The organism is Xanthomonas albilineans (genome assembly GCF_009931595.1).
GTDB lineage: Bacteria > Pseudomonadota > Gammaproteobacteria > Xanthomonadales > Xanthomonadaceae > Xanthomonas_A > Xanthomonas_A albilineans.
In genome coordinates this window covers 3673743-3699866 of record NZ_CP046570.1, presented here as the reverse complement: position 1 = coordinate 3699866, position 26124 = coordinate 3673743, and the positions used below count along the sequence as shown (strand labels likewise).

General features: G+C 63.3%; 17 protein-coding genes. 7 read left to right on the top strand and 10 right to left on the bottom strand.

Annotation, left to right across the window (positions count from 1 at the left end; genetic code table 11):
* Positions 1–5 precede the first annotated feature (5 nt).
* A complete protein-coding gene (locus XaFJ1_RS15475; RefSeq protein ID WP_012917623.1) occupies positions 6–1448 on the top strand; it encodes an amino acid permease in 1443 nt (480 codons plus the stop codon).
* 32 nt (positions 1449–1480) lie between these two features.
* On the opposite strand, the gene XaFJ1_RS15470 is transcribed toward XaFJ1_RS15475, so the two are convergent.
* From XaFJ1_RS15470 to XaFJ1_RS15450, 5 genes are all read right to left on the bottom strand, one after another.
* Positions 1481–3007 (bottom strand): tryptophan halogenase family protein, encoded by a 1527-nt coding sequence (locus XaFJ1_RS15470; RefSeq protein ID WP_187388457.1) that lies wholly within the window; start codon positions 3005–3007, stop codon positions 1481–1483.
* A gap of 45 nt (positions 3008–3052) precedes the next feature.
* A complete protein-coding gene (locus tag XaFJ1_RS15465) occupies positions 3053–4087 on the bottom strand; it encodes a cupin-like domain-containing protein (protein WP_012917621.1) in 1035 nt (344 codons plus the stop codon).
* Positions 4084–4833, bottom strand: a complete 750-nt coding sequence (locus XaFJ1_RS15460; RefSeq protein ID WP_012917620.1) for a SapC family protein — start codon at positions 4831–4833, stop codon at positions 4084–4086. Before XaFJ1_RS15460 ends, XaFJ1_RS15465 begins: the two co-directional genes overlap by 4 nt.
* A gap of 37 nt (positions 4834–4870) precedes the next feature.
* Entirely contained in the window at positions 4871–8026 is a 3156-nt protein-coding gene (locus tag XaFJ1_RS15455) for a TonB-dependent receptor (RefSeq protein WP_012917619.1), read from the bottom strand.
* Between the two features lie 567 nt (positions 8027–8593).
* The gene (locus XaFJ1_RS15450) at positions 8594–9775 is read right to left on the bottom strand and encodes a class I SAM-dependent rRNA methyltransferase (protein ID WP_012917618.1); all 1182 of its coding nucleotides are present in this window, start codon (positions 9773–9775) and stop codon (positions 8594–8596) included.
* 257 nt (positions 9776–10032) lie between these two features.
* On the opposite strand from XaFJ1_RS15450, the gene XaFJ1_RS15445 reads away from it, so the two are divergent.
* Together XaFJ1_RS15445 and XaFJ1_RS15440 are read left to right on the top strand one after the other, a co-directional pair.
* On the top strand, positions 10033–10986 hold the full coding sequence (locus XaFJ1_RS15445) for a TerC family protein (protein ID WP_012917617.1): 954 nt from the start codon (positions 10033–10035) through the stop codon (positions 10984–10986).
* Positions 10987–11040: 54 nt separating this feature from the next.
* Positions 11041–12048 (top strand): TIGR00266 family protein, encoded by a 1008-nt coding sequence (locus XaFJ1_RS15440; RefSeq protein WP_012917616.1) that lies wholly within the window; start codon positions 11041–11043, stop codon positions 12046–12048.
* Between the two features lie 48 nt (positions 12049–12096).
* Here the strand turns inward: XaFJ1_RS15440 and XaFJ1_RS15435 are convergent, their stop codons facing one another.
* On the bottom strand, positions 12097–13344 hold the full coding sequence (locus XaFJ1_RS15435; RefSeq protein ID WP_230598518.1) for an amidohydrolase: 1248 nt from the start codon (positions 13342–13344) through the stop codon (positions 12097–12099).
* A 342-nt stretch (positions 13345–13686) separates the two neighbouring features.
* Between XaFJ1_RS15435 and XaFJ1_RS15430 the strand changes: the two genes are divergently transcribed.
* From XaFJ1_RS15430 to XaFJ1_RS16310, 3 genes are all read left to right on the top strand, one after another.
* Entirely contained in the window at positions 13687–14718 is a 1032-nt protein-coding gene (locus XaFJ1_RS15430) for a patatin-like phospholipase family protein (protein WP_012917614.1), read from the top strand.
* Positions 14719–15488: 770 nt separating this feature from the next.
* Positions 15489–16430, top strand: a complete 942-nt coding sequence (locus XaFJ1_RS16315) for a hypothetical protein (protein ID WP_230598105.1) — start codon at positions 15489–15491, stop codon at positions 16428–16430.
* A 24-nt stretch (positions 16431–16454) separates the two neighbouring features.
* A complete protein-coding gene (locus XaFJ1_RS16310; RefSeq protein ID WP_012917611.1) occupies positions 16455–17021 on the top strand; it encodes a hypothetical protein in 567 nt (188 codons plus the stop codon).
* Positions 17022–17333: 312 nt separating this feature from the next.
* Here the strand turns inward: XaFJ1_RS16310 and XaFJ1_RS15415 are convergent, their stop codons facing one another.
* Positions 17334–17633: a winged helix-turn-helix domain-containing protein gene (locus XaFJ1_RS15415; protein ID WP_012917610.1), complete on the bottom strand. Its 300-nt coding sequence runs from the start codon at positions 17631–17633 to the stop codon at positions 17334–17336.
* A gap of 104 nt (positions 17634–17737) precedes the next feature.
* Between XaFJ1_RS15415 and XaFJ1_RS15410 the strand changes: the two genes are divergently transcribed.
* Positions 17738–19222, top strand: coding sequence for an NADP-dependent isocitrate dehydrogenase (locus tag XaFJ1_RS15410; protein WP_012917609.1), 1485 nt, complete (start codon positions 17738–17740; stop codon positions 19220–19222).
* A gap of 373 nt (positions 19223–19595) precedes the next feature.
* Here XaFJ1_RS15410 and XaFJ1_RS15405 read toward each other — a convergent pair whose 3' ends face one another.
* The 3 genes from XaFJ1_RS15405 to XaFJ1_RS15395 all read right to left on the bottom strand — a co-directional run bounded on the left by XaFJ1_RS15405 (position 19596) and on the right by XaFJ1_RS15395 (position 26067).
* The gene (locus XaFJ1_RS15405) at positions 19596–23420 is read right to left on the bottom strand and encodes a translocation/assembly module TamB domain-containing protein (RefSeq protein ID WP_045757458.1); all 3825 of its coding nucleotides are present in this window, start codon (positions 23418–23420) and stop codon (positions 19596–19598) included.
* Positions 23421–23434: 14 nt separating this feature from the next.
* Positions 23435–25216 (bottom strand): autotransporter assembly complex protein TamA, encoded by a 1782-nt coding sequence (locus XaFJ1_RS15400; protein ID WP_012917607.1) that lies wholly within the window; start codon positions 25214–25216, stop codon positions 23435–23437.
* A gap of 200 nt (positions 25217–25416) precedes the next feature.
* Positions 25417–26067, bottom strand: coding sequence for a YceH family protein (locus XaFJ1_RS15395; protein ID WP_012917606.1), 651 nt, complete (start codon positions 26065–26067; stop codon positions 25417–25419).
* Between the last annotated feature and the right edge of the window lie 57 nt (positions 26068–26124).

Sequence of the window (26124 nt, the reverse complement as noted above, 5' to 3'; positions counted from 1 at the left end):
TTCATATGTCGTTCCTGTTCCGGCGCAAATCGTTCGATCTGGTCACCGTCCACGAAGCCGGACGTCGACTAGTGCCCACGCTACGCTGGCCGCATTTGGTGGCGCTTGGTATTGGTGCGATCGTCGGCACCGGCATCTACACCTTGATCGGGGTCGGCGCGCAATTGGCAGGGCCGGCGGTGCTGGTGTCGTTCGCGGTGGCCGGTGCGATCTGCGCCTGCGCCGCGTTGGCTTATGCGGAGATGGCCACGCTGATGCCGGCCGCCGGCAGTGCCTACACCTATAGCTACGTTGCGCTTGGCGAGAGCATCGCCTGGGTGGTGGGGTGGAGCCTGATTCTGGAATATTCGCTGGTGGTCAGCACGGTGGCGGTTGGCTGGTCCGGCTATTTCGTCGGCTTTCTGCACTGGGCCAACGCGCAGTGGGGCGTCGACTTGACGTTGCCGGCGGCGTTGGTTGCCGGTCCGCACGCTGGCGGCATCGTCAACCTGCCGGCGGTATTGATCACCTTCGCGGTGGCTGGCCTGCTGATGGCCGGCACCAAGGAAAGTGCGACGCTCAACGCGGTGCTGGTGACGCTGAAGCTGATCGCCCTGGGTATCTTCGTGGCGACGGCGCTGCCGGCATTCCATCGCAGCAATCTGCAACCGTTCATGCCCTACGGCTTTCCCAAAACGGTCGGGGCCGATGGTGTTGCGCATGGGGTGATGGCGGCGGCGGCGATCATTTTCTTCGCCTTTTATGGGTTCGATGCGATCTCCACCGCCGCCGAGGAAACCAAGAATCCCAAGCGCGACCTGGCGATCGGCATCGTCGGTTCGATGATCGGTTGTACCCTGATCTACATGCTGGTGGCGTTGGCGGCGATTGGCGCGATGCGTTACAGCGTGTTCGGCGCCAGCGCCGAGCCATTGGCGCTGATCTTGCGCGAGCTGGGTCAGGCCAAGGCGGCGGCGGCCATCGGCGTGGTCGCGGTGATCGCGCTGCCGACGGTGCTGCTGGCGTTCCTGTACGGACAGAGCCGGATCTTTTTCGTGATGTCGCGCGATGGCCTGCTGCCGCGCGGTTTGTCCAAGGTCCATCCGCGTACCGGCACGCCGGTGGCGACGACGCTATTCACGGCGGTGCTGGTCGCGGCGCTGGCCGGCGTTGCGAGGCTGGACGAAATCGCCGCGTTGGCCAATGCCGGCACCCTGGCCGCGTTCATCGCCGTGGCCGCGTGCATGCTGGTGCTGCGCGTGCGCGAACCTGCGCGTGTCCGCAGCTTCCGCACGCCGCTGGCATGGGTGGTCGGGCCGCTGGCGATTGGCGGCTGTGTGTATTTGTTCTGTAGTTTGCCGCAGACCACGCAGTTCTGGTTCATGTGCTGGAATGCGCTGGGTCTGGTCGCCTACCTGCTGTATGGCTACCGTAACAGCCAGTTGCAGCGCGCGCAGATGCGCTCGTAACCGCAGTCCGATGGTCGTGTTCGCTGCGTTGTTCAGGCGTTCGCCAGCGCCGTCATCGGCGAACCCGCCCACACCTGCGGCGGCGCCTTGCAGTATTGGGCGATGAACTGCGCTTGCGATGGCATTTGCGCCACGCTGCGTTCGATCGGCGCACGGATCGCGGCGAGGAAGCGTTGCAATTCCTGGTCCGGCAATGCGTGCGCCAGCGGATGATGTGCGTTGGGCATCACGCCCTGACCGAGCAGCACGTAGGCCCACGAATCCCCCCGAAACAGTGCGTCGGTGTCCTGCCAGACATGCGCACGTGCGCGCCAGGCGTCCAGGCGTTGCTGCAACGATGCCGGCAATGGCATCTCCCGACACGCGCGCCACATCGGTTCTTCGCGCCGGGTCGCGTGGTAATGCAGGATCACGAAATCGCGCACGTGCTCCATCTCGGCGCGGCTGGCCGCGTTGTACAGCGCCTCCAGCGACGGGGTAATGCCGTCGCTGGGAAACAGCGCCAGCAGACGCATCACTGCGGTGATGGTCAGATGGATGCTGGTCGATTCCAGCGGTTCGATGAAGCCGCTGGCCAGGCCCAGCGCGATCACGTTCTTGTTCCAGGTCTTGCGCCGGCGACCCGTGCGGAACGGCACCAGCGATGGCTCTTTCAACGTCGGTGCGGCGACCTCGCGCAGCAACTGCGCACGCGCCGCCTCGTCGGACAGATGCGCGCTGGAATACACCAGCCCGCAACCGACGCGATGCTGCAGCGGAATCTGCCAACGCCAACCGGCGGCGTGGGCGATGGTGCGGGTATACGGCACCGGTGGCGCCACCGCCTCGGCCTGCACCGCCACCGCGCGGTCGCAGGGCAACCAGTGGCTCCAGTCTTCGTATCCGCTGTGCAGGGTTTGTTCGATCAGCAGGCCGCGAAAGCCCGTGCAGTCGATGAACAGATCGCCGTCGATCAGTTGTCCATCCTCCAGTTGCAACGCGGTAATCGCACCGTTCTCCGGATGCTGCCGCACCTGGCAGATCTTGCCCTCCACGCGGCGTAGCCCGTGTCGCTCTGCGTGTGCGCGCAACAGGCGTGCATACAAGCCTGCATCGAGGTGATAGGCATAATTGAGCGGCGATGGCGCTTCGCGTGCGAAGCGATCCGCGCGTGCGGCTACGCTCTCCAGGCAGTAATCGCCCAGTTCCGAATGCAGTCCGCGCCGCTGCGCCTCCAGCCAGAAGTGGTGGAAGGCGCAGACCAGGGTGCTCTGCCCGGTGATCCCGAACGGATGCATGTAGCGCTCGCCCGCTTGCCCCCAGTGCTCGAAGGAAATCGACAGCTTGAAGGTGCCGGCGACCGCGCGTAGGAATTCCTGCTCGTCGATCTGCACGAAGCGGTGGAATTGACGCAACGGTGGCAGCGTGGCTTCGCCGACGCCGATCGTGCCGATCTGTTCGGATTCGATCAGGGTGATCTCGAGCAGATCACGGAACTGATGCGCCAGTGCGCAGCCGGCGATCCATCCCGCGGTGCCGCCGCCTGCGATCACCACCTTGCGTATTTGGGTCATTGCGATCTCTCTTCTGCCATCGTGAAGTGCGCTGACCAGGGGCGTTGGACGTCAGCGGTTGAGCCGGGATAGCAACATGGCGCGCAATTGCCGCGCCTGCGTCTCGTCGATCGGCCCGAGTAGCTGCCGTGCCTGCGCCGGCAGATGTGCGCCGGCCCGCTCGGCCGCGCCGAACACGTAGTAGTCGAACAACGCGCGCCAGGCTGCCTTCTCCGGCGGTGGTCGGTCGCGCAGCGCCCACAGCGCATGTTGCAGCGCCGGCATCGGTGCCGGCAGCTGCGCCGGTGCTTGGCTCCACCAATAGTTGACGAGCACGTTGAATGATTCCAGCGCTTGCACATGGTGCCACCACAGCGCTGGCAGGAACAGCGCATCGCCAGGTTCCAGCACCGCGCTGCGGCCATGCATCAATGCCTCGCGGAAACGCGGATAACGAACGAAATCCGGTGCGTCGAAGTCGACCACGCTGACCGCCTGGCCACCGGGATTGAGCTCCAGCGGCCCCGGGTACAGGTTCTCGATCTGCTCCGGCGCAAACACCGTGAAACGGCGCTGTCCAACCGCGCAACAGGCCAGGTTGTGCGGCACGTCGTAGTGGCAGCTGGCGGTGATCCGGTTGCCGATCCAGATGTTCGGTTGCGCGGCGATGCCATGCGCGGCGAAGTCCACCGCGTTGTCGGCGCGCAACCCCGGCAGGTGCGTGTCCATCGGGAGCGAGGCCAGGTAGTAGGCCGGTGGCTGCACTACGTCCAGATGGGTGGCGATGGCTTCCAGCAGCCCATGCAGGTCGTTGTGCCTGACCTCGAAGTTCAACGCGGTGAAATCGGCGTTGTAGAACGGTCGGCCACCGATCTGCGGCGCACCGTAGGAATACGCCAGCACCTGTTGTGTGGCATGCGTGCGCAGCAACGCCATCGCTGCCTGTGGACCGTGCAGACCGGCCTGGACCAAGCTCCAATCGCTTACCAGACCGCGCAGCACCACCGGTTCGCCGGCATCGTACAACGCCTCTAGCGGCAGCGCGTCGGCACGGCAATCGGCACGTTCGGCGATTGCCGTCAGCACGCGCTGCGGCAACGCGCTCATGCTGCGACCATGGCGTCGCCTTGCTGTAAGCGACGCTGTTTCTCGGCCATCAACCAGCGCATGGCCTGCATCGATGCCAGGATCAGGTAGGCGCCTTCCAAATAGCCGGCGTGATGCAGGCCGTGCAATGCCGTCGCGTCCAACGCGGCCAGGCGTTCGCGGTCGATGCAGTACAGGCCGGCCAGGTTCACTGCGTGTGCGCTGTCGAGCTGTACGTCGACATGCAACGGCTGGATCAGGCCCAGTGCATCGAAAGCGGCGAACATCGCATCGCCGCCTTCCACACCATCGCGGATGCCGCGCAGCACGGTGATGATGTGTTCCAGGTAGGTGCTATGCCCGCCCTGCGGCAGGAAGATGGGCTCGCCTTCGCTGCGGCTGATCCGCGGGTGTTCCAGATCGACATGGATCACCGGCTCGCGCCGCGCTATGCCGTCTTCGTGCCGTTCCTGAAAGCCGATCAGGAACGGACCCTTGGCGATAGCCCCGGGCAGATACGCCGCATTCCAGCGTTCGCCTTGCAGGAACAGGTTTTCCTGCGGTTCGAAACCCAGCAGCGCCACCGCGTGGAAACCGCTGCCGATGGTGTTCTTGCGCAGGAAAATCGGATATTCGCGTTGCAGGTCGGCGAACTCGGTCGGGAATGCCTGCACCATCCCGATGGCGTCGCCGAATGCGGCGCCAAAGCGTAGGATCACGCGCAGGTCATGATGGGTCACATTGTTGAGCAGTTCGAATCGGGCCATCGATGTTCTAGCTTGGCGTTAAACCTGCCGCTGACGTTCAGAAGGTATAACGTACACCCACCGTGTAGCGTGGGCTTTGGTCGATGAGCTTGATGATCTGCTTTTGCGAACGCCCGTGCCAGCGAACATCCTCGCTGGTGAGGTTGATCCCTTCGAAGCCGATGGACAGCTTGTCGGTGATCGCGTAACTCACGCTCAAGTCCAGTTGTTTGTATGGCTCGACGTAATACGGGTTGCGGTTGGAGCCGTCCTGGTTGGCGGCGATCAGGTACTTGTCGCGCCAGTTCCAGGCCAGGCGCGCACTCCATCCGTGTTTTTCGTAGATCAGCATGGCATTGGCGGTATTGCTGAGACCAAGCAACGCGAATTGGTCGCGGTCCAGGACCGTATCGTTGAAACCGACATCGCCCTTGACGATGGTGTAGTTGGCGTAGACGCCGAAGCCGGTGTCGCCGAAGAAGTACTGCCCGCCGAGCTCCCAGCCGTGGATATGCGCCTTGTTCTGGTTGACCGGGCGCGAGACGTCGAATTCGTACAACGGATCGTTGGCCTGGCCGACCAGATCGTAGGCGTTCTCCAGCGCCAGGCTTTGCGCGGAACTGCCGTTGTAGGCGGCCAATCCGCCTGTCTTGGCCGCATTGCGCAACAACGCCACGGTGGAGAACAGCGAGGTGTCGTTGGCCGAACACGCCGAAGTGGCGTCGCCACCGGCAGCGGCGACTTGTGCGGCGCACGCGCCGCTACGCAGGAACGCCAGCGCAGTCTGCGCGTCCGGGCCGGAGGTGGGATCGCGCAGCCCGTACAAGGGTTCCCGGCTGACACTGGTGCCGATGAAGTTGGACACGCGCTTGTCCCAGAACGTCATCGAGACATAGCTGGTATCGGCGAAATACCACTCCAACGCCAAATCGAGATTGTTGGATTTCAACGGGTCCAGACTGGGATTCTGCGCGCTGCCGGCGGCGCGCGTGGAAGGATTGATGAGGATCGAGCCGCTGGGGGTGCCGGGCGTCGGCCCGGGAACCAGGTTGTTGTATGGCGCGCGCGCGATGCTCTGGCCGAACGACGCGCGCGCCTTCAGCGCTTCGGTGAGGTTGATGCTGAAATCCAGATTCGGCAGTACGTAGCTGTAGCTGTGTTTTTCGCTGAAGGGTTGCACGTCGGTGGAGCGCAGCAACTGGAAATCGTTGTTGGACTGCCACTCCAGCGCCACGGGCGTGGCCACCAGGGCCGTGGCGACCACATTGGTCTTTTCGTAACGCACGCCGATGCGGGTATTGGTGGTCATGTTGCCGAGCTGGCCGTCCAATTCCAGCTGCATGTACGCGGCACGGGTTTTCTCGGCGACCTGGTTGTCGCTGCTGAAGTGGTTGTTGTAGCGCGTGCCCACGCCGTAGGCATTGGCGCCCCACTGTGCCAATTGGTCGGCGTTGCCGCGCCAAGCGCTGGAGGCAATGCCGGCGGTATTGAAATCGTTGAACAGGCCGGTGATGCTGACCGGCCGCAGCAACGCCACCATGCCGGGTTCGTTGCCGGCGTTGGATACGCTCCAATCGCCCAAGCCAGCGTAATTGTCGCTGATCCGTCGATGCGTGGTGGTCTTGGCGTCGTCCACGCCGAACTGGAAACGGCCGTTGTCGAAGTCCCACTGACCATCGGCGCGCGCTTCCTTCACCTCGGTCACTTGGCTCTGGTAATAGATGCGCAGCACCTGCGAGCCGAGTTCGGCCGGCGTGAACGGCTGGTTGACCACGCCGTTGGTGCCGGCCAGCGAATCGGCTGCGCTCGGGTACCAGGTGCGGGTTCCGATCGGCAGGCCGTTGTTGAAGCGCAGTTCCTGCGCCCATTGCCCGCCGCATTGCGGGCCGTTGCTGCAATTGTTGGTGCCGGCGAAGCTGAAGTAGGTGGCGCTGCCGCCGGTGAGTGGGTCGTTGGGCAGGCTCTGGCTTTTGGAGTCGTGTGCATCGAAGGTCAGGCGCAGGCGGTCGGCGGCCTGCCAATCGGCGTTGAAGCCGAGCGAGCCAAGTTTGTACTTCTGCATGCTGCGCTGCTGCTCCATGCCGAAGTCCTTTGCACCGTCGGGCACGTCGCGCAGATACACCGGCGTGGCCACCGCCTGTCCGGTGTCGAAGGTCAGATCGGTGAAGCTGTTGGCACGTTGCAGCCACATGCCCTGTTCGCCGCGGTTCTCGGTGATCTTGTTGGTCGAATAGGTGTAGTCCAGGGTCAGGGTCAGGCTATCGGTCGGCGCGAACTGCAGCACGGCCTGGCCGTTGAGGCGTTCGCGCTCGAAATCGGCGAACGCATAGCGCACGTCGTTGGGCATGCCGTAGAGCTGGCCGATCTGCGGCGTGTTCTGCACGTTTGCGCCCGGCCTCAGCGCGGGTTCGTTGCCGGTCCAGCGTTGGATGTTCCAGGCATTCTCGGTCGACTGCACCGACCCGCCTTGCCGCTTCTGGTAGCTGCCGCTCAGGCCGATCCCCCAGGTCTTGTCCGGATTGGTGTAGCTGAAGATGCCGGACAACTCCGGAGTGAGCTTGTGGGTGAACGGCTGCGAGGTGTCGTAGGCGGCCTTGGCGCCGGCGCTGGCGACGATGCCCTGATGGTTGAATGGCCGGTCGGTGAGGATATTGATGGTGGCGCCGATACCGCCGCTCGGCGCGTTGGCGCGGCTGGTCTTGTAGACCTCCAGGCCGCTGATCGCCTCGGAAGCCAGTTGAGCGAAATTGAACGCGCGGGTGCCGCCATCCACGCCGCCGATCGGCGCTGCGCCGGGGGCGCCGAACGCATCGGCACCGGGAATCTGACGTCCGTTGAGAGTCACGAGATTGAACTGCGGCCCGAAACCGCGCGCGGTGACCTGGGCGCCTTCGCCATCGCGGCGCTCGATCGAGATGCCGGTGATGCGCTGCAGCGATTCGGCCAGGTTGGTGTCGGGAAACTTGCCGATGTCTTCGGCGCTGATCGCATCGACCACGCCGACGTTGTCGCGCTTGATCCCCATCGACTGATTCAGACTGTTACGCATGCCGGTGACGCTGACCGTATCGAGCGTGGTGGCATTGGCGGGTGGCGTGGTTTCCGCGGCCGGTGTCTGCGCGGCCTGCTGCGCGAATGCCGGATTGATCACCAGCACACCGCCGATGAAAGTGAACATGGCCCTGGAGCGGAACTTCTTCAACGGCTGACGCATTTGAATGTCCTCGGTGCTGATGTCGAACGGGCAACGCCAAGTGCGACGATGGCCCGTATTGCGGCTGTCACTGGTACGCGACGCGCATTGCCCGACATGCCTGCGTGTGCATCCCCTCACTATTCATCGTTCCCCCGAAGCGCACCGTGCGCATCACGCGCACGCTTACAACGCGGACGGCTGGCTGTGCGAGCCGCCCGCTCCTGTCGATGGCAACGTATCCATCGGCACGCAGCCGATGGTGATAGCGCTATCAACGGATGCACCAAACTTAATCTTTCATCTCAATGCTTGTCACTCTGCGTCGCAACAAAGCACGCAATGTCATGCGCTAGCTGGGATGCAGGCCACGTTGTAAGCGTTATCAGCCTCTGGGCACTGTGGCTCCACGTGCGGACCATCGCAATGGCATGCGCTCGGACGTCGGCCCCGATTGCTGTCGCGGCCATGGGGGGGAGCGATTCGGCGCGCATCTGCGCGCGCTGCTCTGGTTGGCCATGGCGGCCATCTTCTGCGGTGAGCGACTCATCGAATGTCGCCGCTCACCGATCAGACCGATCTGCTGGATCAGTCCAGCACCCGGCAGAACACCGCCTTGAGGTAGCGCGATTCCTGCACGTGGGCCATGAACGGATGGTCGGCGCCAGCGCCGGCGACCTTCAGGATCTGCAGGGTGCGCCCGGAGAAATAAGCGGCGCGGCGCAGCATGTCCAAGAACTCGTGTTCGGCGACCAGGCCGGTGCAAGAGAACGTGGCGAACAAACCGCCCGGGGCGACCACACCCAGGGCCAGCTTGTTCATGTCCAGATACTTCTTCAGCGCCGGGATCACCTGGTCGCGGTCGCGGGTCATCTTGGCCGGGTCCAGGATCACCACGTCGTATTGGTCGCCGCGCGCGGCGGCGTCGCGCAGGTACGGGAAGATGTCGGCCTGCACGAACTTGGGACGCACCTCGTTGAGCCGCGCATTGCCCTTGGCAATTTCGATCACATCCTGGTCGATGTCCACGCCGACTACCTCGGCCGCGCCGCGCACCTGGGCGTACACCGCAAAGCCGCCGGTGTTGCAGCATAGATCCAGCACGCGCTTGCCTTGCACCTGCTGGCTCAGCCATTGGCGGTTCTCGCGTTGGTCGGCGAAGAAACCAGTCTTGTGCGCGCCAGCCGGATCGGCCCGGAAGCGCACGCCGTACTCGCTGATGATCGCCGGCTCCGGGCGCTCGCCGCTGCTGGAGACCGGGCGGTAATCGAAGCTCTCCTGCTTCTGCACATGCTCCTCGGCGAAACTGTAAAACCGCGCGCCGGGAAACTGCGCACGTAGCGCGGCATAGATCCACTCGCGGTGGCGGAACATGCCGGCACTGAAGAACTCCACCACGAGCAGATCGCCATAGCGGTCCACCACCAGCCCGGACAAGCCGTCGCCCTCGGCGTGCACCACCCGCCAGGCGTCGCTGACCGCGTCAAGCTTGAGTACCTCGCGGCGCAGCGCCACCGCCCCGGCGATCTTGCGCGCGAACCAGTGTTCGTCGATGGCGATGTCGGGATCGGTCTCGAGAATGCGCACGGCGATGCGCGAATGCCCATTGTAGAAACCGCGCCCGATCCACACGCCGTCCACCCCGACCACGTCCACCAGTGCGCCCGGCTTGGGTTTGGCGGCGGGTTTTTCGACCAGTTTCTGGAAGATCCACGGATGGCTGGAGCGCCAGGCGTTCTTGAGGCGGACGACGGGTAGAGACGTATTCATGAATGACATTGTAGCCGCCCGGATTGACGTCGCTGCTGGTCATGGCAAGAATGCAGGCAGAAGGGGAGTAGCTCCCGACGTTGTCGCCGTCAATTCGAGCCTGCGGGCTCCGGTGCAACGGCAGCCGGTTCGCCGGCTGCGAGCGAGACCTTCGCCGCAGTGGCGAAGGCATTCCCTGGACGACATCGTCGTCTCCGTCCGGAACGCCGCCGCCACTACGGCCCCGAGTTTCCCTGTTCACTGACGGAAAATTCCCAATGCAAACGATAGGCAACGTGTGGTTGTGGAGCGGTTTCGCGATCGTGGTGGTCGTGGCGCTGCTGGTGGACCTGGTGCTGATGCGCCACGGCGGCCCGCACAAGGTCACCTTCAAGGAAGCGCTGTGGTGGAGCCTGGGCTGGATCGCGCTGGCGCTGGCGTTCAATGCCGGACTGTGGTGGTACCTGCGCGAGGCCATCGACACGGCCACCGGCAATCGTTACGCACTGGAGTTTCTGACCGGCTACCTGGTCGAAAAATCGCTGGCGGTCGACAACATCTTCGTGTTCCTGATGCTCATGGGCTATTTCGCGGTGCCGGAAGAGCAGCGCCAGCGTGTGCTGGTCATCGGCGTGCTCGGCGCGATCGTGTTGCGCGCGGTGATGATCTTCGCTGGCGCGGTGTTGCTGAGCAAGTTCCACTGGCTGCTATACCTGTTCGGTGCGTTCCTCCTGCTGACCGGCATCAAAATGTGGTATTCGGCGGGCAAGCAACCGGACCTGGAGGCCAACCCGGTGCTGCGCTTCATGCGCAAACACCTGCGTCTGACCGCGCAGTACCACGGCAACGCGCTGAGCCTGACCCAGGAAGGCAAGCGCTGGTTCACCCCGCTGTTCGCGGTGCTGATACTGATCGCCATCACCGATGTGATCTTCGCGGTGGACAGCATCCCGGCGATCTTCGCGATCACCACCGACCCGTTCATCGTGCTGACCTCCAACGTGTTCGCGGTGTTGGGCCTGCGTGCGATGTTCTTCCTGCTGGCGGGCATGGCCGAGCGCTTCCACCTGCTGCCTTATGGCCTGGCAATCGTGCTGGTGTTCATTGGCATCAAGATGCTGATCATCGAGCTGTACAAAATTCCGGTATGGGTGTCGTTGAGCGCGGTGGTGGCGGTGATCGGGGCCACTGTGGTGCTGAGTCTGTTGCGCCCGGCCAAATCGGTGCACTGAGTCTGCGCGCGGCAGGCTAGACTCGTCGCCGACTTCCGCCAAGGACCTGCAGACATGCCCCAGTGGTACTTCCTCACCGGCAGCGAACAGACCCGCTCCGGGCCGTTCGACACCGCCGCCGCGATCGCGTTCGCGCGCAACCACCCCAACGCCCTGGCCTGGTGCCAGGGCCAGAGTAATTGGCAACCGGTCGCTCAGATCGACGGCCTGCGTGACAGCGGCATCGGCGGCATGCCCCCGGATCTGCCACCGCCGCCCGCGGGCAGATCCGACGCCATCGACTACCGCATCGTCGGGCACGAGATGCAATTCGTGGAGATCGAACTGGACCCTGGCGAAAGCGCGGTGGCCGAAGCCGGCGCGCTGATGTTCAAGGACACCGCGGTGCAGATGGACACCGTGTTCGGCGACGGCTCTGCCAATCAAGGCGGGCTGATGGGCAAGCTGCTCTCGGCGGGCAAGCGTCTGGTGACGGGCGCGACCTTGTTCACCACCGTGTTCACCCATCAGGGCCAGGGCAAGGCCAAGGTGGCCTTCGCCGCGCCGTATCCCGGCACGGTATTGGCGATGAAGCTGGACCAACATGGCGGTTGCCTGATCTGCCAAAAGGACAGCTTCCTGGCCGGCGCGCGCGGGGTGTCGCTGGGGATCCACTTCCAGCGCAAGATCATGACCGGCCTGTTCGGCGGCGAAGGATTCGTCATGCAGAAGCTGGAGGGCGATGGTTGGGTCTTCGTGCATGCCGGCGGTTGCGTGGTCGAACGCGAATTGGCGGCCGGCGAGCGTGTGGAGGTGGACACCGGCTGCGTGGTCGCCTTCCACGCTACGGTGGACATGGACGTGCGCACGGTCAGCGGGATCAAGAGCATGCTCTTCGGTGGCGAAGGCATGTTCCTCGCCACGCTGACCGGTCCCGGCAAGGTGTGGCTGCAATCGCTACCGTTCTCGCGCCTGGCCGCGCGGATGTTCGCCGCCGCGCCGCAGGGCGGCAGGCAGAACCGCGACGAAGGCTCGGTGCTGGGCAACTTCGGCCGCATGCTGGACGGCGACAATAACTTTTGAAGTGCCACCGCGCGCGGCGCCCCGGCTGTACGCCCGGCGCCGCGCCGCTCAGGGTGCTGGCGGCATCGCGTTCATGACCGCCAGCGTCATCGCTTCCACGCCGGTGCGGATGCTGGGCTGCGGGACCGGCGCGAAATCCGGCGAATGGTTGACCGGAATGCGTTCGCCTTTTTGTTTGGCCTGTTGCAGCCACTGCGGGTCGAGTCCGCCGATACTGAAGTACAACGATGGCACGCCGGCTGCGATGAAGGCCGAGTAGTCTTCGCTGGCCGCGCTCGGTTCGCTCTGGCGTTCGGCATCGCTCCCGAACGCCTGCGCGAACACCGTGCCGGTGCGCTCGGCCAGCGCCGCATCGTTGATCACCGCCTTGGAACCGTGCGCACCCAACGCGATCTGCGGCACGGGCGCGCCGGCCATCTGGGCGCTGGCAAGCGCGGTGCGGCGTACGCCATCGAGCAACTTGTCGCGGACCTGCGGATCGTAACTGCGAATGGTGCCGCGCAGCTGCGCGCGGTCGGGGATGACGTTGCCGGCATCGCCCGCGTTGAACGTCCCGATGCTGACCACGCCGAATGCCGCCGGGTCCTTTTCGCGGCTGATTACGCTCTGCACGTCGACCACGAAGCGCGCGGCGATGAGAATCGGGTCGATCGTCGCCGCCGGCATCGCCGCGTGCCCACCCTTGCCTTCGAACACCACCTCGAGCGAGTCGGAGTTGGAGGTCATCGCGCCGGGCTTGTAGTAGACATGGCCATACGGACCCGGGCCGACATGCAGCGCAAAGCCATAGTCCGGCTTGCCGAACCGGGCGAACAGGCCGTCGTCGAGCATCGCCTGCGCGCCGCGACCCTTTTCCTCCGCTGGCTGGGCGATGAACATCAGCGTGCCGTGCCACTGCGTGCGCAACTGCAGCAACGCCGTGGCCGTGCCGACCCAGATCGCCATGTGAATGTCGTGGCCGCAACTGTGCGCCACGTAGGTGTCCCGATCCTTGGAGTGCAGATGCACGGTGCTGGCGTACGCTAAGCCGGTGGTTTCGCGCATCGGCAGCGCGTCCAGTTCGGTGCGCACCATGACCGTCGGCCCGGGACCGTTGCGATAGATCGCCACCAGCCCGGTCTTGCCGATGCCCTCGTTGACCTGGAAGCCCAGCGCGCGCATTTCCTTTGCAAGCCGTTGCGCGGTCGCGGTTTCCTCGAAACCGAGCTCGGGATGCTGGTGCACGCTCTTGTACAGCGCCTCAAGCTGCGGATAGTGCTGTTCGAGGACGCCGTCCACGTCCTGCTTCACTGCCACGGCATTAAGCGCGTGGCAGGGAAACGCTGCGCACAGCAGGAACATCGACAGGGACCGCAATGGCGGGCGCCTCATGGCAGGTGATCCAGTGATCGGGACGAGCTCTCACCGCAAGGTGTCTGTTGTGTCGAATGCATGGCGGCAAGATACCAATCGGGGTGTAGGCGGACAACGAATTTCATAGCGCATACCGCGTGCGGCAACGCGCAGTTCGACTCATTGGACGATCTGCCGTCCATCGCCGCTGTCGCCGTCCGCTCACCGAACGGCTTACCGGCGGGCAAGGTCACGGCGTGTATGCTCCTCCGCTCACCCACATCACACTTCAGCACGACCTCTGCCATGACCGCCTTTCGTCGCTCGCGTTTCCTGCTGTCTGTGTCCCTGGTCTGCCTGCTCGGCGCCTGCGGCGGCGAGCCCAAGCCCGCCGCGCCAGCGCCGGTGGTCCGCGATCTTGTACCGGCGCCGGCAACCAAACCGTTGCGGATCGGTATCGCCCTCGGCGGTGGCGCGGCCAAGGGGTTCGCCCACATCGGTGTCATCAAAATGCTGCAGGCCAACGGCCTGGAACCGGTGGTGGTCTCCGGCACCAGCGCCGGCAGCGTGGTCGGCGCGCTGTACGCCAGTGGCATGGACGCGTTCCAGTTACAGCAGGCGGCGGAGGCGCTGGACGAACGCAGCATCCGCGATATGCGCCTGTTCTCCGGCGGATTGATGCAGGGCCAGGCGCTTCAGGACTATGTCAACACGCAACTCAAGTACACACCGATCGAAAAACTCGCACGACCATTCGCTGCGGTGGCCACGCGTTTGGAGGACGGCGAGCGCACCGTGTTCGTGCGTGGTAACGCCGGCCAGGCGGTGCGTGCTTCCAGCAGTATTCCCGGCGTGTTCGAGCCGGTCGCCATCGGCAAGTACCACTATGTCGATGGCGGCGTGGTCAGCCCCGTGCCGGTGGACGCCGCGCGCCAACTCGGCGCCGACGTGGTGATTGCCGTGGACATTTCCAGCAAGGCCAGCGGCAAGAATCCAAGCGGCATGTTCGGCATCGTCAACCAAACGATTGCGATCATGGGGCAGCGCTTGGGTCAGCAGGAACTTGCGCGTGCAGACATTGTGATCCGGCCCAAGGTCAACGAGATCGGCGCGGCGGATTTCGCGCAGCGCAACGCGGCGATTCTGGAAGGCGAGAAAGCCGCATTAGCGGCGATGCCGCAGATCAAAGCCATGCTGGCGCAATTGCAGCAGCAACGCGCGGCGGCGGCGGCCGCCGCGGCGAAGGCGACGCAAACGGCAGCCCCGCCACCGTGCCCACCACGCTCGCGCCTGGGTCGTTTGTTTGGGCGCGATGCACCTTGCAAGCGTCAGGACTGAGCTGCGTCGAGCCGCCGTCGGGGCGGTCAACGTCCTCCATTGGATCGCGCTGCACCATGGACACTAGTCTGGTGGTTCGCAACTGGCTTCTATGATTACACTGTACCAGCGCTGTAGAAATTGGAAATGAGCGGGTTAAATTATTGGGTTAGACTGCATTTTAAGACAGGGTAATAGCAAGGCCCCATTGCAATGACTCGTCATCATCGGACATGCGACACGGCTGGTCAGAAGAATGCCTGGCGCGGATCTGCCTCGCGCCTTTTACGCCCCATCCTGCTTTTTTTAGTCTCCATCTCAGCTGCGACAGGATGCACTGCCATGAGCAATGCGGACACATCGACATCGACCGAACCATTTCGAGATCAGCAATCCACGACAGAGGCCAAGACCCAGATCGGGCACTGGATCGTTCCCGAGATGACGCTTGCGGATGCCATGCGAGCCCTTGGCGCGCGAGGCTTCTCTTGCAAGCCTGCTGAGCCAGCGTCGGGAAAATTCCAATCGTCGGTCCTGTGCCTTCGCTCGACACCGGCATCTCCACCACCGCACCAGCGTATAACGGCTCCAGCCACCCCGATCAATTGGTTCGTCACACTGAATTCCAAAGATGGCGCATTGGTCACCGACTTTGAGGTGGCACGCACACCGAGAGAAATTGGGGGCTAGCAATGCCAGGAGATGAAGCAAAAATTATCGTGGGGACAAGCCCCGTTGCCGCTGACCGACGGCATGCATATCTCATATTCCAACGATCCGATGGTAGTCAAATGGTCGTCCGTGGTGGCCCGGATGCGCGCACAGAAGGTAACGATCTAACCAATTTCGTAGAAAGTACGCTGCTAGGTTCCGACAAATTTGGCAACATCCGCGTTGATACCGCGCCCTATGTTCCGCCATACAACGCCGTGTACCAGAGGCAAACCGATGGGTCCATTCGCCCAATACCGGTCGATCAAGCCAAGCCCGATGACCCAGCTCTGTTTCGAGATGCGCAAGGAAACGTCGTTGTGCAACAGGAAGTCGCGCCAGATTGGCCGCTCCCTGGGGAAAAGCACGAACGCTTGGTCGTGTGGCGAGGAACCGATCAGGAACTTGAGCGGAAGCTGCATTCGGCGCTTGCGGCAGGAAAACAGATCAACGATGCAAAGCTTGAATATTCACCGCTGTACAACAATAGCAACGGTGTCGCCAGCACGCTATTGAAGGCCGCCGATGTTGCCCCGTCACTGCCGCTAGGCAAAGACGGTAAAAAAGTAGATGCGCCTGACTTCGGCGAGAACTTGTATCAAGACGTTGGGCTCGCGTCCAGCCGGAGTGGCTATCGGTTCGACGGCAAGCAGTGGTACGACGGTGACGATCGTAAAATCAAGCCTCCGCAATCCGGCGAGCCTACCGTCCCGCTTGATCCAAACGACGAGAAGAAATCGCGATCAGGTTCTTTGCATAGCAGCCTCGACAATACACCGCAAGAGGGACAACACGGAAGGCAAGCTTTCGGTACGGGCGACCACGATCTCGATCGACTGGCTGCCTCGTTGTTGGCTAACGATGATGCCGAGATTTCGCGTGTATCCGCACAAATCGAACAGTCACCTCAAGTCCAAGCCTACGCGCAATTAGGACGTGATCTGGTTGCGGCACAGCAGCGAGAAGAACTCCAGCAGCAAGAAACAGCCAGGCAGATCCAAGGTCCCATCATGAAAATGTGATAGCCCATCGGCATCGGAACGCACATGTCCAGCGAGCAAGAACTCCCCAGCCTACTGACATCGCTTCAAAGCACGCTCAAGCTGCAATCGGCGTTGATGGCCAAGTTCGAGCAACGTGAGGCACGTATGCAGGCCACCTTCGATCAACAAATGCAGGCATTGCAAGGCGATCTCGCGCAGTTACATCGCCGTGTAGATAACATTGTGGTTGGAGCAAGCTCTCAGATTGCCAAGGAAGCCAAGGACGCGGTCGCGCCGGTTGCGGCACGATACGACCGCGCCGTATCGGCCACGTCTGCGCAGTTGCAAAAAGCCAACAAAACCGTGTGGCTGTGGTTTGTTGCCGCAGGTGTGATCCTGCTGCTCGTTCTTCTCGTCGGTTGGGCTGTATTAGGTTATTACCGCCGCGAACTTTCGGTTGTCAGGGAAGAACTCCAGCGCTACGAAAACGCGATCCCTATCCTCCAAGCCTATTCCGCATCCGATGCGGTCATTTGCGGTGGCCGTATATGCGCCGATATCGATTCCAATGGGCAGCGGACGGGCAGCAAGCACCAGTATCGGCAGGCCAAGCCGCGCCCCTTGCAATGAGGATTTATGTGCGGATGCGGATCGATTCACGTCTCTCGCCAGACGACGGTGCGTCTGTAATAACCCATCGGTTCCTGCACAGCGCATGCGGTTAATGTAGTGGCACAGGCTGCATCTGGGGTTTGCATCCTGAGTGCTTGGTGTGGATGTGGGTGTGGGCGCTGGCGGTTGTAGAAGGCCATTCAATCGCCGATCACGCGCAGGGCATGCACCTGAGGTTCGAAGCGGTGCCGGTGAACGCCCTGTTCCTTCAGGGTACTTATCATTCGTTCCAGCATGCCGTTGTGATGCGGGCAGTGCGGTGGAGGGGGGCTACTCAGAATCGGGCGGCCGCCGCTCCACCACCACGTCGATCAGATCGCCGATGCGGCAATGCGCTTCCAGCGGGTGCCTGAGCGGCACCCCGCGAACGATGCGGTAGGTGTTTTGGCGCCCGTCGCGCTGGCGCTGTAGTACCCCGGCCGCTTCGAGTTCGGCCACGATGCGCTGGACGGCCCGCTCGGTAATGCCGACCTTGGTCGCCACTTCCCGCAATGTCTGCTGCGGGTCCGCGGCTAGACAAAAGAGCACATGGCTGTGATTGCTGAAGAAGGTCCAGCCGCTGGGGTCCATACCGTTCGTCCCGGATACACTATGGTCGAAAGCCTAGCCTATTGACGCGAACCATGTAACGCGATCTATAATGCACGACACACATATCGTGTATAGGAGATCGCATGTCAGCACTGCCCAACCCAGCCGCCGTTCGCCTGCCCGCCCGGACCATTGCCGTGGCCGAAGGGGACGGCATCGGCCCGGAAATCACCCGTGCGGTGCTGAAGATCCTGACGGCAGCAGACCCAGGGCTGTCGTTCACGCCACTCACCGTCGGGCTTGAGGCGTACCGGGCAGGGCACGCGGCAGGCTTCGATCGCAGTGTCATCGATGCGGTCACCGAGCACGGCGTGCTGCTCAAGGGGCCGATCACCACGCCTCAGGGCGGCGGCTACAAGAGCGTGAATGTCTCGCTGCGAAAGACCTTCGGTCTGTACGCCAACCTGCGCCCCTGCGTGGCCTACCACCCCTTCGTCGCCACGCATCACCCGGGCATGGACGTGGTCATCGTGCGCGAGAACGAGGAAGACACCTATGCCGGCATTGAACACCAGCAGACCGACGAAGTCGTGCAATGCCTGAAGCTGGTGTCCCGCCCGGGCTGCGAGCGGATCGTGCGCTATGCCTTCGAGTATGCACGTGCGCATGGCCGCGGCAAGGTCACCTGCATGACCAAAGACAACATCATGAAGTTGACCGACGGCCTGTTCCATCGTGTGTTCGATGAAATCGCGAAGGAATATCCAGAGATCGCCAATGACCACATGATTATCGATATCGGAACGGCGAAAATGGCGGTGGATCCGCGTCGCTTCGACGTGGTGGTCACTCCAAACCTCTACGGCGATATTCTGTCGGACGTCGCCGCCGAGGTGGCCGGATCCATTGGTCTGGCCCCTTCGTCCAATATCGGCCGCCACTGCGCGATGTTCGAAGCCGTCCACGGCTCGGCGCCGGATATTGCCGGGCGCGATCTCGCCAACCCATCCGGCCTGCTGCTCAGCGCCGTGATGATGCTCGTCCACCTGCAACGTCCGGCGGCGGCTACCGCCATCCACAATGCATGGTTGCGCACGCTCGAAGAGGGACTGCATACCGCCGATATTTTCGGTTCTCACAGTCAGCGGCAAGTCGGCACGCAGGAATTTGCCGACGCGGTCATCGCGCGTCTTGGTCAAAAGCCACAGCAAATCGCAGCCGTTGATTACCCAGAGCAGCCCAAACAGTCAGCCGCTCCGGTCATCGAATCGGCACGTGCGAAGGTCGCCAAAACCCTGGAAGGCGTGGATGTCTTCGTGCATTGGGATCATCCAGGACGCGATGCCGACACGCTGGGCAACCAATTGCAGGCACTGGCAGGTCCGGATCTCCGGCTGGCCCTGATCACCAATCGTGGGGTGAAGGTGTACCCGAGCGGCTTGCAGCAGACCACGCGGACCGACCATTGGCGGTGCCGGTTCCTGGCGGCGGACGGAACCACGCTGAAGCCTGCGCACATTTGTTCGCTCCTGCTGCGCCTGTCCGAGGCCGGCTTTGAAACCGTCAAGACCGAGAACCTCTACGCATTCGACGGGGTCAGGGGTTACTCGCAGGCGCAGGGCGAGTAAGCGTATGGCCCAGCGCATGCGTCTGATTCGATCTACGCTGCCCGCTCGGCGGCGGTGTTGACGCATTACGGCAAGGATGCCGTACTGGGCGCACGTTTGGGAAAAGCCTTGAACTGCCACCTCTTCTACATCGGGCTGAGAAGCTAGATCTGAGCCGAGCAAGCCTGGACGCCACCAGTGTGCCCCCCTCCCGGGGGCCTTTAACAGCAGAACCCGACCGATCGCGGCACACACGGTAGCAAGCGGCATCTCTGATTATCGACCGCAACGGCGTGCCCTCGGCTGTGTGTCACTGACGCCAAGCGGCTGAATCCCCCAGGGTTCCGTAGATATTCCGTTGCCTATCTATCATTTGATGTAACTACACGCAGAACTACCGCTCCTTCCGCCAATTGAGCGAGCCACGGTTCTCCACCGTGGTCGATTCCACCTCTGCGTCGAAGCCGTGGCCGAGCAGATATTTCAAGGTCAGTACCGAACCACTGCCGATTAACGACACGCCATAACTGACATAAAGTTTCGGCGAGAGATATTTGCCGAACCCAACCACCGAACCGCCGAGTGCGCGCGATTGACTCACACCCGCATCATCGAAGCCGAGTCTGCCACCGAGCTGCGAGGCGAGCAGGCCGCTGCCGGCCGACAACGCGCTCGCGGCGGCGGTGACTTGATTGGCTTCGTCGCTGCTGGTGTTGCCGAGGCTGCGGCCAAGCACCAAATAAGACATCGCTTCGGATTGCGACATCGACGGGTCCGACCACACTTCCGCACGCGGTGCGGTGGCGCGGCCCGTCACGTCGATCCCGGCGGTGACGTCGGCGACCTGGCGCTCGGCGCGGATATTGATGCGCGGGTCGGACACGATATTGTTGCTCCAGGCCAATTGACCGCGCGTGATCGTCAAATCCTGGCCGTAGGCCTTGTACTTGCCGCTGACATCCAGACCGCCGGTGGCAGTCATCTCGCGGCCCGGGCGCGAGCGCACTTGCATCGTGCCAGTCAGTGCGCCCTTGAGGCCGAAGCCCGCCATCTTGACCTGATCGCCGAGGGTTATCCGCAAGTCCATTTCCAGCGGTGAACTCGCCGTTGCTTGCGGATCGGCGGGATCCAGCACCACGACGTCCTCGGAGAGCGACGTGCCGCGATCCAAGCGTTCCAGGTTGATGTCGGCCGAAGGCACGGTGACCTGGCCGCTTAACAGCATTGTTTTATTGGCGATGCCGAATTGCAGGTCGGGATTGATGACGGCACGCAACTCGGCGGTATTGGAGGCCAGCACGTTGTTGCCGTGGATATTCAACTGCAACGGTGTGCTGTCGCCGTACCAGGATAATCCGCCGTCGACGTTGAGCGTGCCCTGGCCGGATTTCACCGAGGCGACGATGCGCGCCGAACCGTCCGGCTGTGCGTCGAAGCGGCCTTGGCCTTCGCTCAGGGTCAGGCCGAGCGCAGGCAGTTCGCCAGTGAAATTACTGAGCGTGGCCTGCCCACCCATCGCTGGTTGTGCGCGGGTGCCCCGCAGGCTCACATGGCCTGCGACCAGGCCCTTGGGTTGGACCAGATCGGGCGAGAACAACTCCATCCAGTACAGCCGCGACATGTTCATGTAGATCTCGCCGACCAGCGGCGCGGATGCCTCCCAGCCGGTGTCGACCGTGGCATCGATGAAGCCATCGCCCTGGAAACCGATGCCGAGTTTGGAATGGATGTGCTGGGTGCCGAAATCGGTGACGAAACTAAATTGGTCGTAGCGCAGTAATTCGTCATGCGCTTTGTCGCCCAGGCGCAGGCCACCTTCGCGCGAGGCCAGCCGCAGTGTGCCTTCCCAGGCGCGACCGGCGGGTTTGATATTGCCGTCGATGGATAGATCGCCACGCAGATACATCTGGCGGCCGCTGTTGGGCGGCAGCCATGGTTGCACCAATGCCAGCGGAAGGGCGTCGCCGTGCAGCGTCAGCCCCTGCTTTGGCCAGTCGGCCCAGACGCACAGCGTGCCGCCGCCACTGCGCGGCGCCAGGCAACTCTGCGACAAAGTGAAGGCGCTGCCGGCCACGGCAACGTTGGCCGTTTGCTGCAATTGCCAGGGCTCGCCCTTGGCCGGCGCGATGCGTAGTGTGTTCAATGCACCCTGCCAGCGCGCGCCGTCGCGGCGGATCTGTCCCGCCAGGGCCAGTGCGCCCATGTCATTGTGGATGTCCGCATCCAGTTGCAGGTTCTCCACCGCGCCACGCGCATCCACACGCAGTGTCTGCAGCAGCATGCCGGCGTTGATCGCACTGCCACGCAAGGCCAATGCGCCACCGCTGCCGCGCCAGGGCAGGTGTCCGCGCAGGCTGATGCTGTCGGCGCTGTTGCCGTCCCATTTCAGCGCGCTGCCGCTGAGGTCGGCGCTGAGGTCGGGCGCCTCGGGACGGCCTTTCAGTTGCACACGTCCGTGCAGGCTGCCGGCCGCGCCAGGCAGCAGGTCGGCCAGTTGCAAGGGTTGCAGTTGCGCGTCGAGATCGAGTTGGTCGCCGATCTTGCCCTGCGCCTGCACCCGGCTATCGCCCAGGCGCAACTGCAACGTGCCTTCGCCCTGTTTGCCCTGCAACGCCAGCGCGGCTTTGGCATCGAGCGGGCGGCTGCGCAGACGCCCGCTCAGGCGCGGCACAGTCAGCGTGGCCTGGTAGCCGGCAGCGCTGCCATCGGCGTGCGTCGGCAATTGTTTGCCCTGAGAGGCGAACGTGCCGGACAGCGCGCCGTCCCAGCCGGGTGCGAAATAACCCGGATCGAATCCCGCCAGCGTGCCGTGGACGTCCCAATGCACGTCCGGCGCCCAGGCGACGTGGCCGCCGAGGTCGAGCGTGCCGCTGGGCATGCGCGCCCGCACCTGCGCCAACTGTGCCTGCTGATCGTCACCGCGTACATCCAGGTGCAGCGTGGCGCTTTCTTTGCCTCGCGCGACGGTGGCGTCGCCGTAGGTGGCCCATTGCCGCACGCTGCCCGCTAGGCCGAGGTGGGCGTCGACCAGGGTGATCGGGATCGCCGGCGCATGCGGCGTGGATGGATCCGGCGCGGGCGTAAAGCGCATGCCGCTGGCGTTGACCGAGAAAAATAGGTGCGTGTTGGCCGGATCGCGCAGATCGGCGTTGCCCCGCAGTCGCATTTGTCCATCGAAGGCGTGCAGTTGCAAGAGCGTGACGGTGAGGACCTGATTGTCCAGGCGTAACCGGGATGGATCCAGCACCACCTTGTTTCCATCGCGCGACACCTCGCCTTGCAGCGTGGCGTCGCCGCCCTTGCCCGTCGCGCGCAGATCGAACGCCAGCGGCACGCCAGCGGCACCGGCATCGGCGTCTGCGGGCAGGAACAAGGAGGGGTCCAGGGACGCGCTGTGCGCGGCGAATGTCCAGCTGGGATCGCGACGACCGCTCAATACCACCGTGGCGCGCAATGGCGCCGGTGCGTTGCCGGCGATGGCCACCGTCAGCTTGTCCAGGTCGCCGCGCGCGACCAGCCCCAGGCGTGCCGGCGTGCGCCCGCGCGCGGCCGGCAGCACCGCACTGGCGGTGAGGTCGGTTTGGTAGTCGTCCGCCGGTACGTAGTGGCCGTCGACACGGAAATCGCCACGGTCGCTGTTCATCGTCACCTGGGTGGCGCGAAATTCGCCGTTGGCCACTTCCACCGCGCCACGCAGCCGCTGGATCGCGATCAGCGGTTGCTGGGCTTGGGTGATGCGCAGGCCATCGATGGCGATGCGGTCGGCCTGCAATGCCAGCGGCATGTCGATCTGCGGCAGCGACTGCGGCCAGCGCGGCAGCTCAAAGGGGGTATCGCTCTTGGCCAGGTTGAGCGTGGCGTTGCGCAGTTCCAGCGCATTCAATTGCAGCTTGCGCCCCAACAGCGGACGCAGAGACGGATCCAGCAACGCACGCTCTGCGGTGAAGTGAATCTCGTGATAGCGAAAATCCAAGTTGTACAGGGTCAACGGTCCGGCCAGCGGGCCGTCGGCGCGTTCCCAGGTCAGGCTCGAGTCGGCTGGCAGCCGTGCCACCAGCTGCGCCAGCAGCACGTCGCGGCCGGCCACGGTCTGCAGCAACCAGTACAAGGCGATCACCACCAGCACGCCCAGGCCAGCGATGGTCAGTGCCGATCCCCACCAAAAGCGTTGACGCCGGTAGAAGCGCGGCCCCCGCGGCGGCGTTGCGGACGTGGACAGACCGGCTGACCCGCTCACAGGTTGGCTCCGATGTTGAGATAGAGCTGGAACTGCGAATCGGGCCGGTTCAAGCCGTGGGCGATATCCACGCGCACCGGACCGATCGGCGAACGCCAGCGCAGGCCCACGCCCACGCCGGTGTGCCAATCTGGAGTCGTATCGAAGGCACTGCCGCTGTCCACGAACACCGCTCCACCCCACGGCCCGCCGTTGAAGTAGTGCTCGTACTCGGCACTGCTGGTGAGGATGTACTTGGCACCGAGGGCGAAGTGATCCGGTCGCGGCGTGCGCGGGCCGACTTCGCGGAACGCATAGCCGCGAATGCTGTTGTCGCCGCCAGCGAAGAAACGCAGGCTCGGTGGCATTGCCATCAGCGCGTCGGTCCAGGTGCTACCGGCTTCGCCGCGCAGGATCAGGCGATCGTTCTCGCCAAACCCATGGAACCAGTTCACCCGCATCAGCGCTTGGGCGAAGCTGGCGTCCGAGCCCAACCCCTTGGTGCCGCCGCGCAAGCTGACGTTACCGCTGAAACCGCTGCGCGGGAACACTTTGTCGTCCACACCCACGTAGTTGGCCTCGATCTGCGGGTAGAGCAGTGTCGAGGTCTCGTATAGCGCGCCATCGAATACCTTGTCGGTGGCATAGCGCCAGCGTTCGCGCAGCGCGTTGAGCGAGGCGATCACCATCCAGTGCTCGTTGATTTCGCCACTGCGGCTGCCGGTGAGTTTGACGTTGCGCAGGTCGATGTAGTCGGTCTGTTCGTCGTAGGCACGAAACGAGGCGGTGTACCAACCGTCGAGCCAGCGAAATGCGGGAATTCGGTAGCTAGTGATGAAGCTTTTGCGCTTCTGCGCGTAATCCAACTGTGCACTGAGCTTGTGCCCGCGCGTGTTGACATAGCGACGGTCCACGCCCAAGCGCACACCGGCGCCGCTCTCGCTCCCGTAGCTGAGGCCGCTGGTGTAGATACTGCGCTTGGCGAGGGTGAGCTTGACATCCACCGGCACGTCGCCTTTGGCGTCGGCTTCCTCTGGTTTGGACTGGATGTCGATGGCGCTGAAATAGTCGAGCTTCAGCAGCGACTCGCGCAGGCGATCGAGCTTGCCCTCGTGGTAATAGCTGCCTTCTTTCCAGTACACCAGCTGGTCGAGCAGGTGCGGGTTGAAGTAGTCCTGATGGAAGCGGATCGGCCCCATGTTGTAGCGGCGGCCGCTGTCCCAGCGCAGATCGATGTCGGCGGCGTGGTCGGCGCGGGTAATCTCGACCTTGCGTTGGGTGAAGTCGGCATCGAAGTAGCCGCGCTCGGCCAGACGCCGGGTGATGGTGACCTTGCTGGTTTCGTAGACATTGCTGACGAAGATGTCGTGCGCTTGCGGACGAAAGTTCTTCAGATCTTCGCCCAGGTAGTGATCGTCCTCGGCCGGGCCGGTGATGGCGACCTCGAAGTGACGTACCCGCACCGGCTCGCCCTTGTCCACGCGGATCACCACGGTCAGCTTGTCGTCCTGACGCGGTGCATCGACGCTGATGGTCGGAGTGAAGTAGCCGAACGGTTCCAATGCCTCACGGGTCTGCCGCTGGGCCTGGCTCAGCAGGTACTCCAGGCGCGACTCGCCCTGAACCTTGCCGATCGTCTCGTACAGCGAGAGCGACACTTGGATGTTCTGGATCATCGCGGCGTCATCTTTTTTATCCAGGCCCTGGATCTTCACCTTCTCGATGGTGCCATTGGCCTCGGCGAAGCCGGCCAGCACGAGCAAGGACACAAGCAGGGCAAGTCGGAAAAAGGCGCGCATGGGTAGCAGAATACCGATACATTGCGTGAAGCGGTGAACCAGTTGGGATTGCACCTGGGCGCCGCTGTCGTCTCCACAGCGCATGCCATGACCGCCAAACAACCAGGCACAGATCGCCCACACGCCTGCGTAGCATGGCTGGACCGGCACTACCATCTGGCGACGCGCTCGTGTGCATGTAACGCTCACCATTGGAAGCGCTACGGTATGGCCCGTGGTGTCTGCAACTGCGCCACGCTCTCGCGCAACGCTGCCACTTCGGCTTCCAGTGCTTGCACGCGTCGTTCCAATTCATCGTGTGCCGATGCTGTCGGGCGGGATTTGAACGTCGCCGCCAGCATCTGCGCATCGACTGGCCCGCAGAGCAGGTGCATATAGCGATCCTCCCGTTGTCCACTGGCACGTGGCAACAGTATTGCCAACTGACGTTGCACTAGCCGTTCCAATGAATGACGGACATCCTCGGCATCGGCAAAACGCGCCATGCGTTCGGCGCGCGGCAGCAACTCATTGACCGTCTGCGGACCACGCAGCAACAATAATCCGAGCAACACGACCTGCTGCTGAGTCAAATCCAGCGCTGTGGTCACCCGATGTTCGTAGCGCTCCGCCCGCGAGGAGAACTGTTGTCGGACCAAGCCACGTGCTTCCAATTGGCGTAGCGCATGTTGCACATCGCCTGAATTCAGCGTCATCACGGGTTCACGCGAGGTTTTCTGATTGGCCGCCATCACCGTTGCATGGACCGTGAGTGGATACGCATCCGGTGTGGTCGCCTCTTTCTCTATCAGACAGCCGAGTGCACGTGCCTCGATGGCGGAAAGAACGGGGACGGTAGGCGTGTCGGTCATTGTGGATGTTTCCAATATGGCGAAGGTCGTTCTCAAGATTCAAATGCAAGAGTCAAT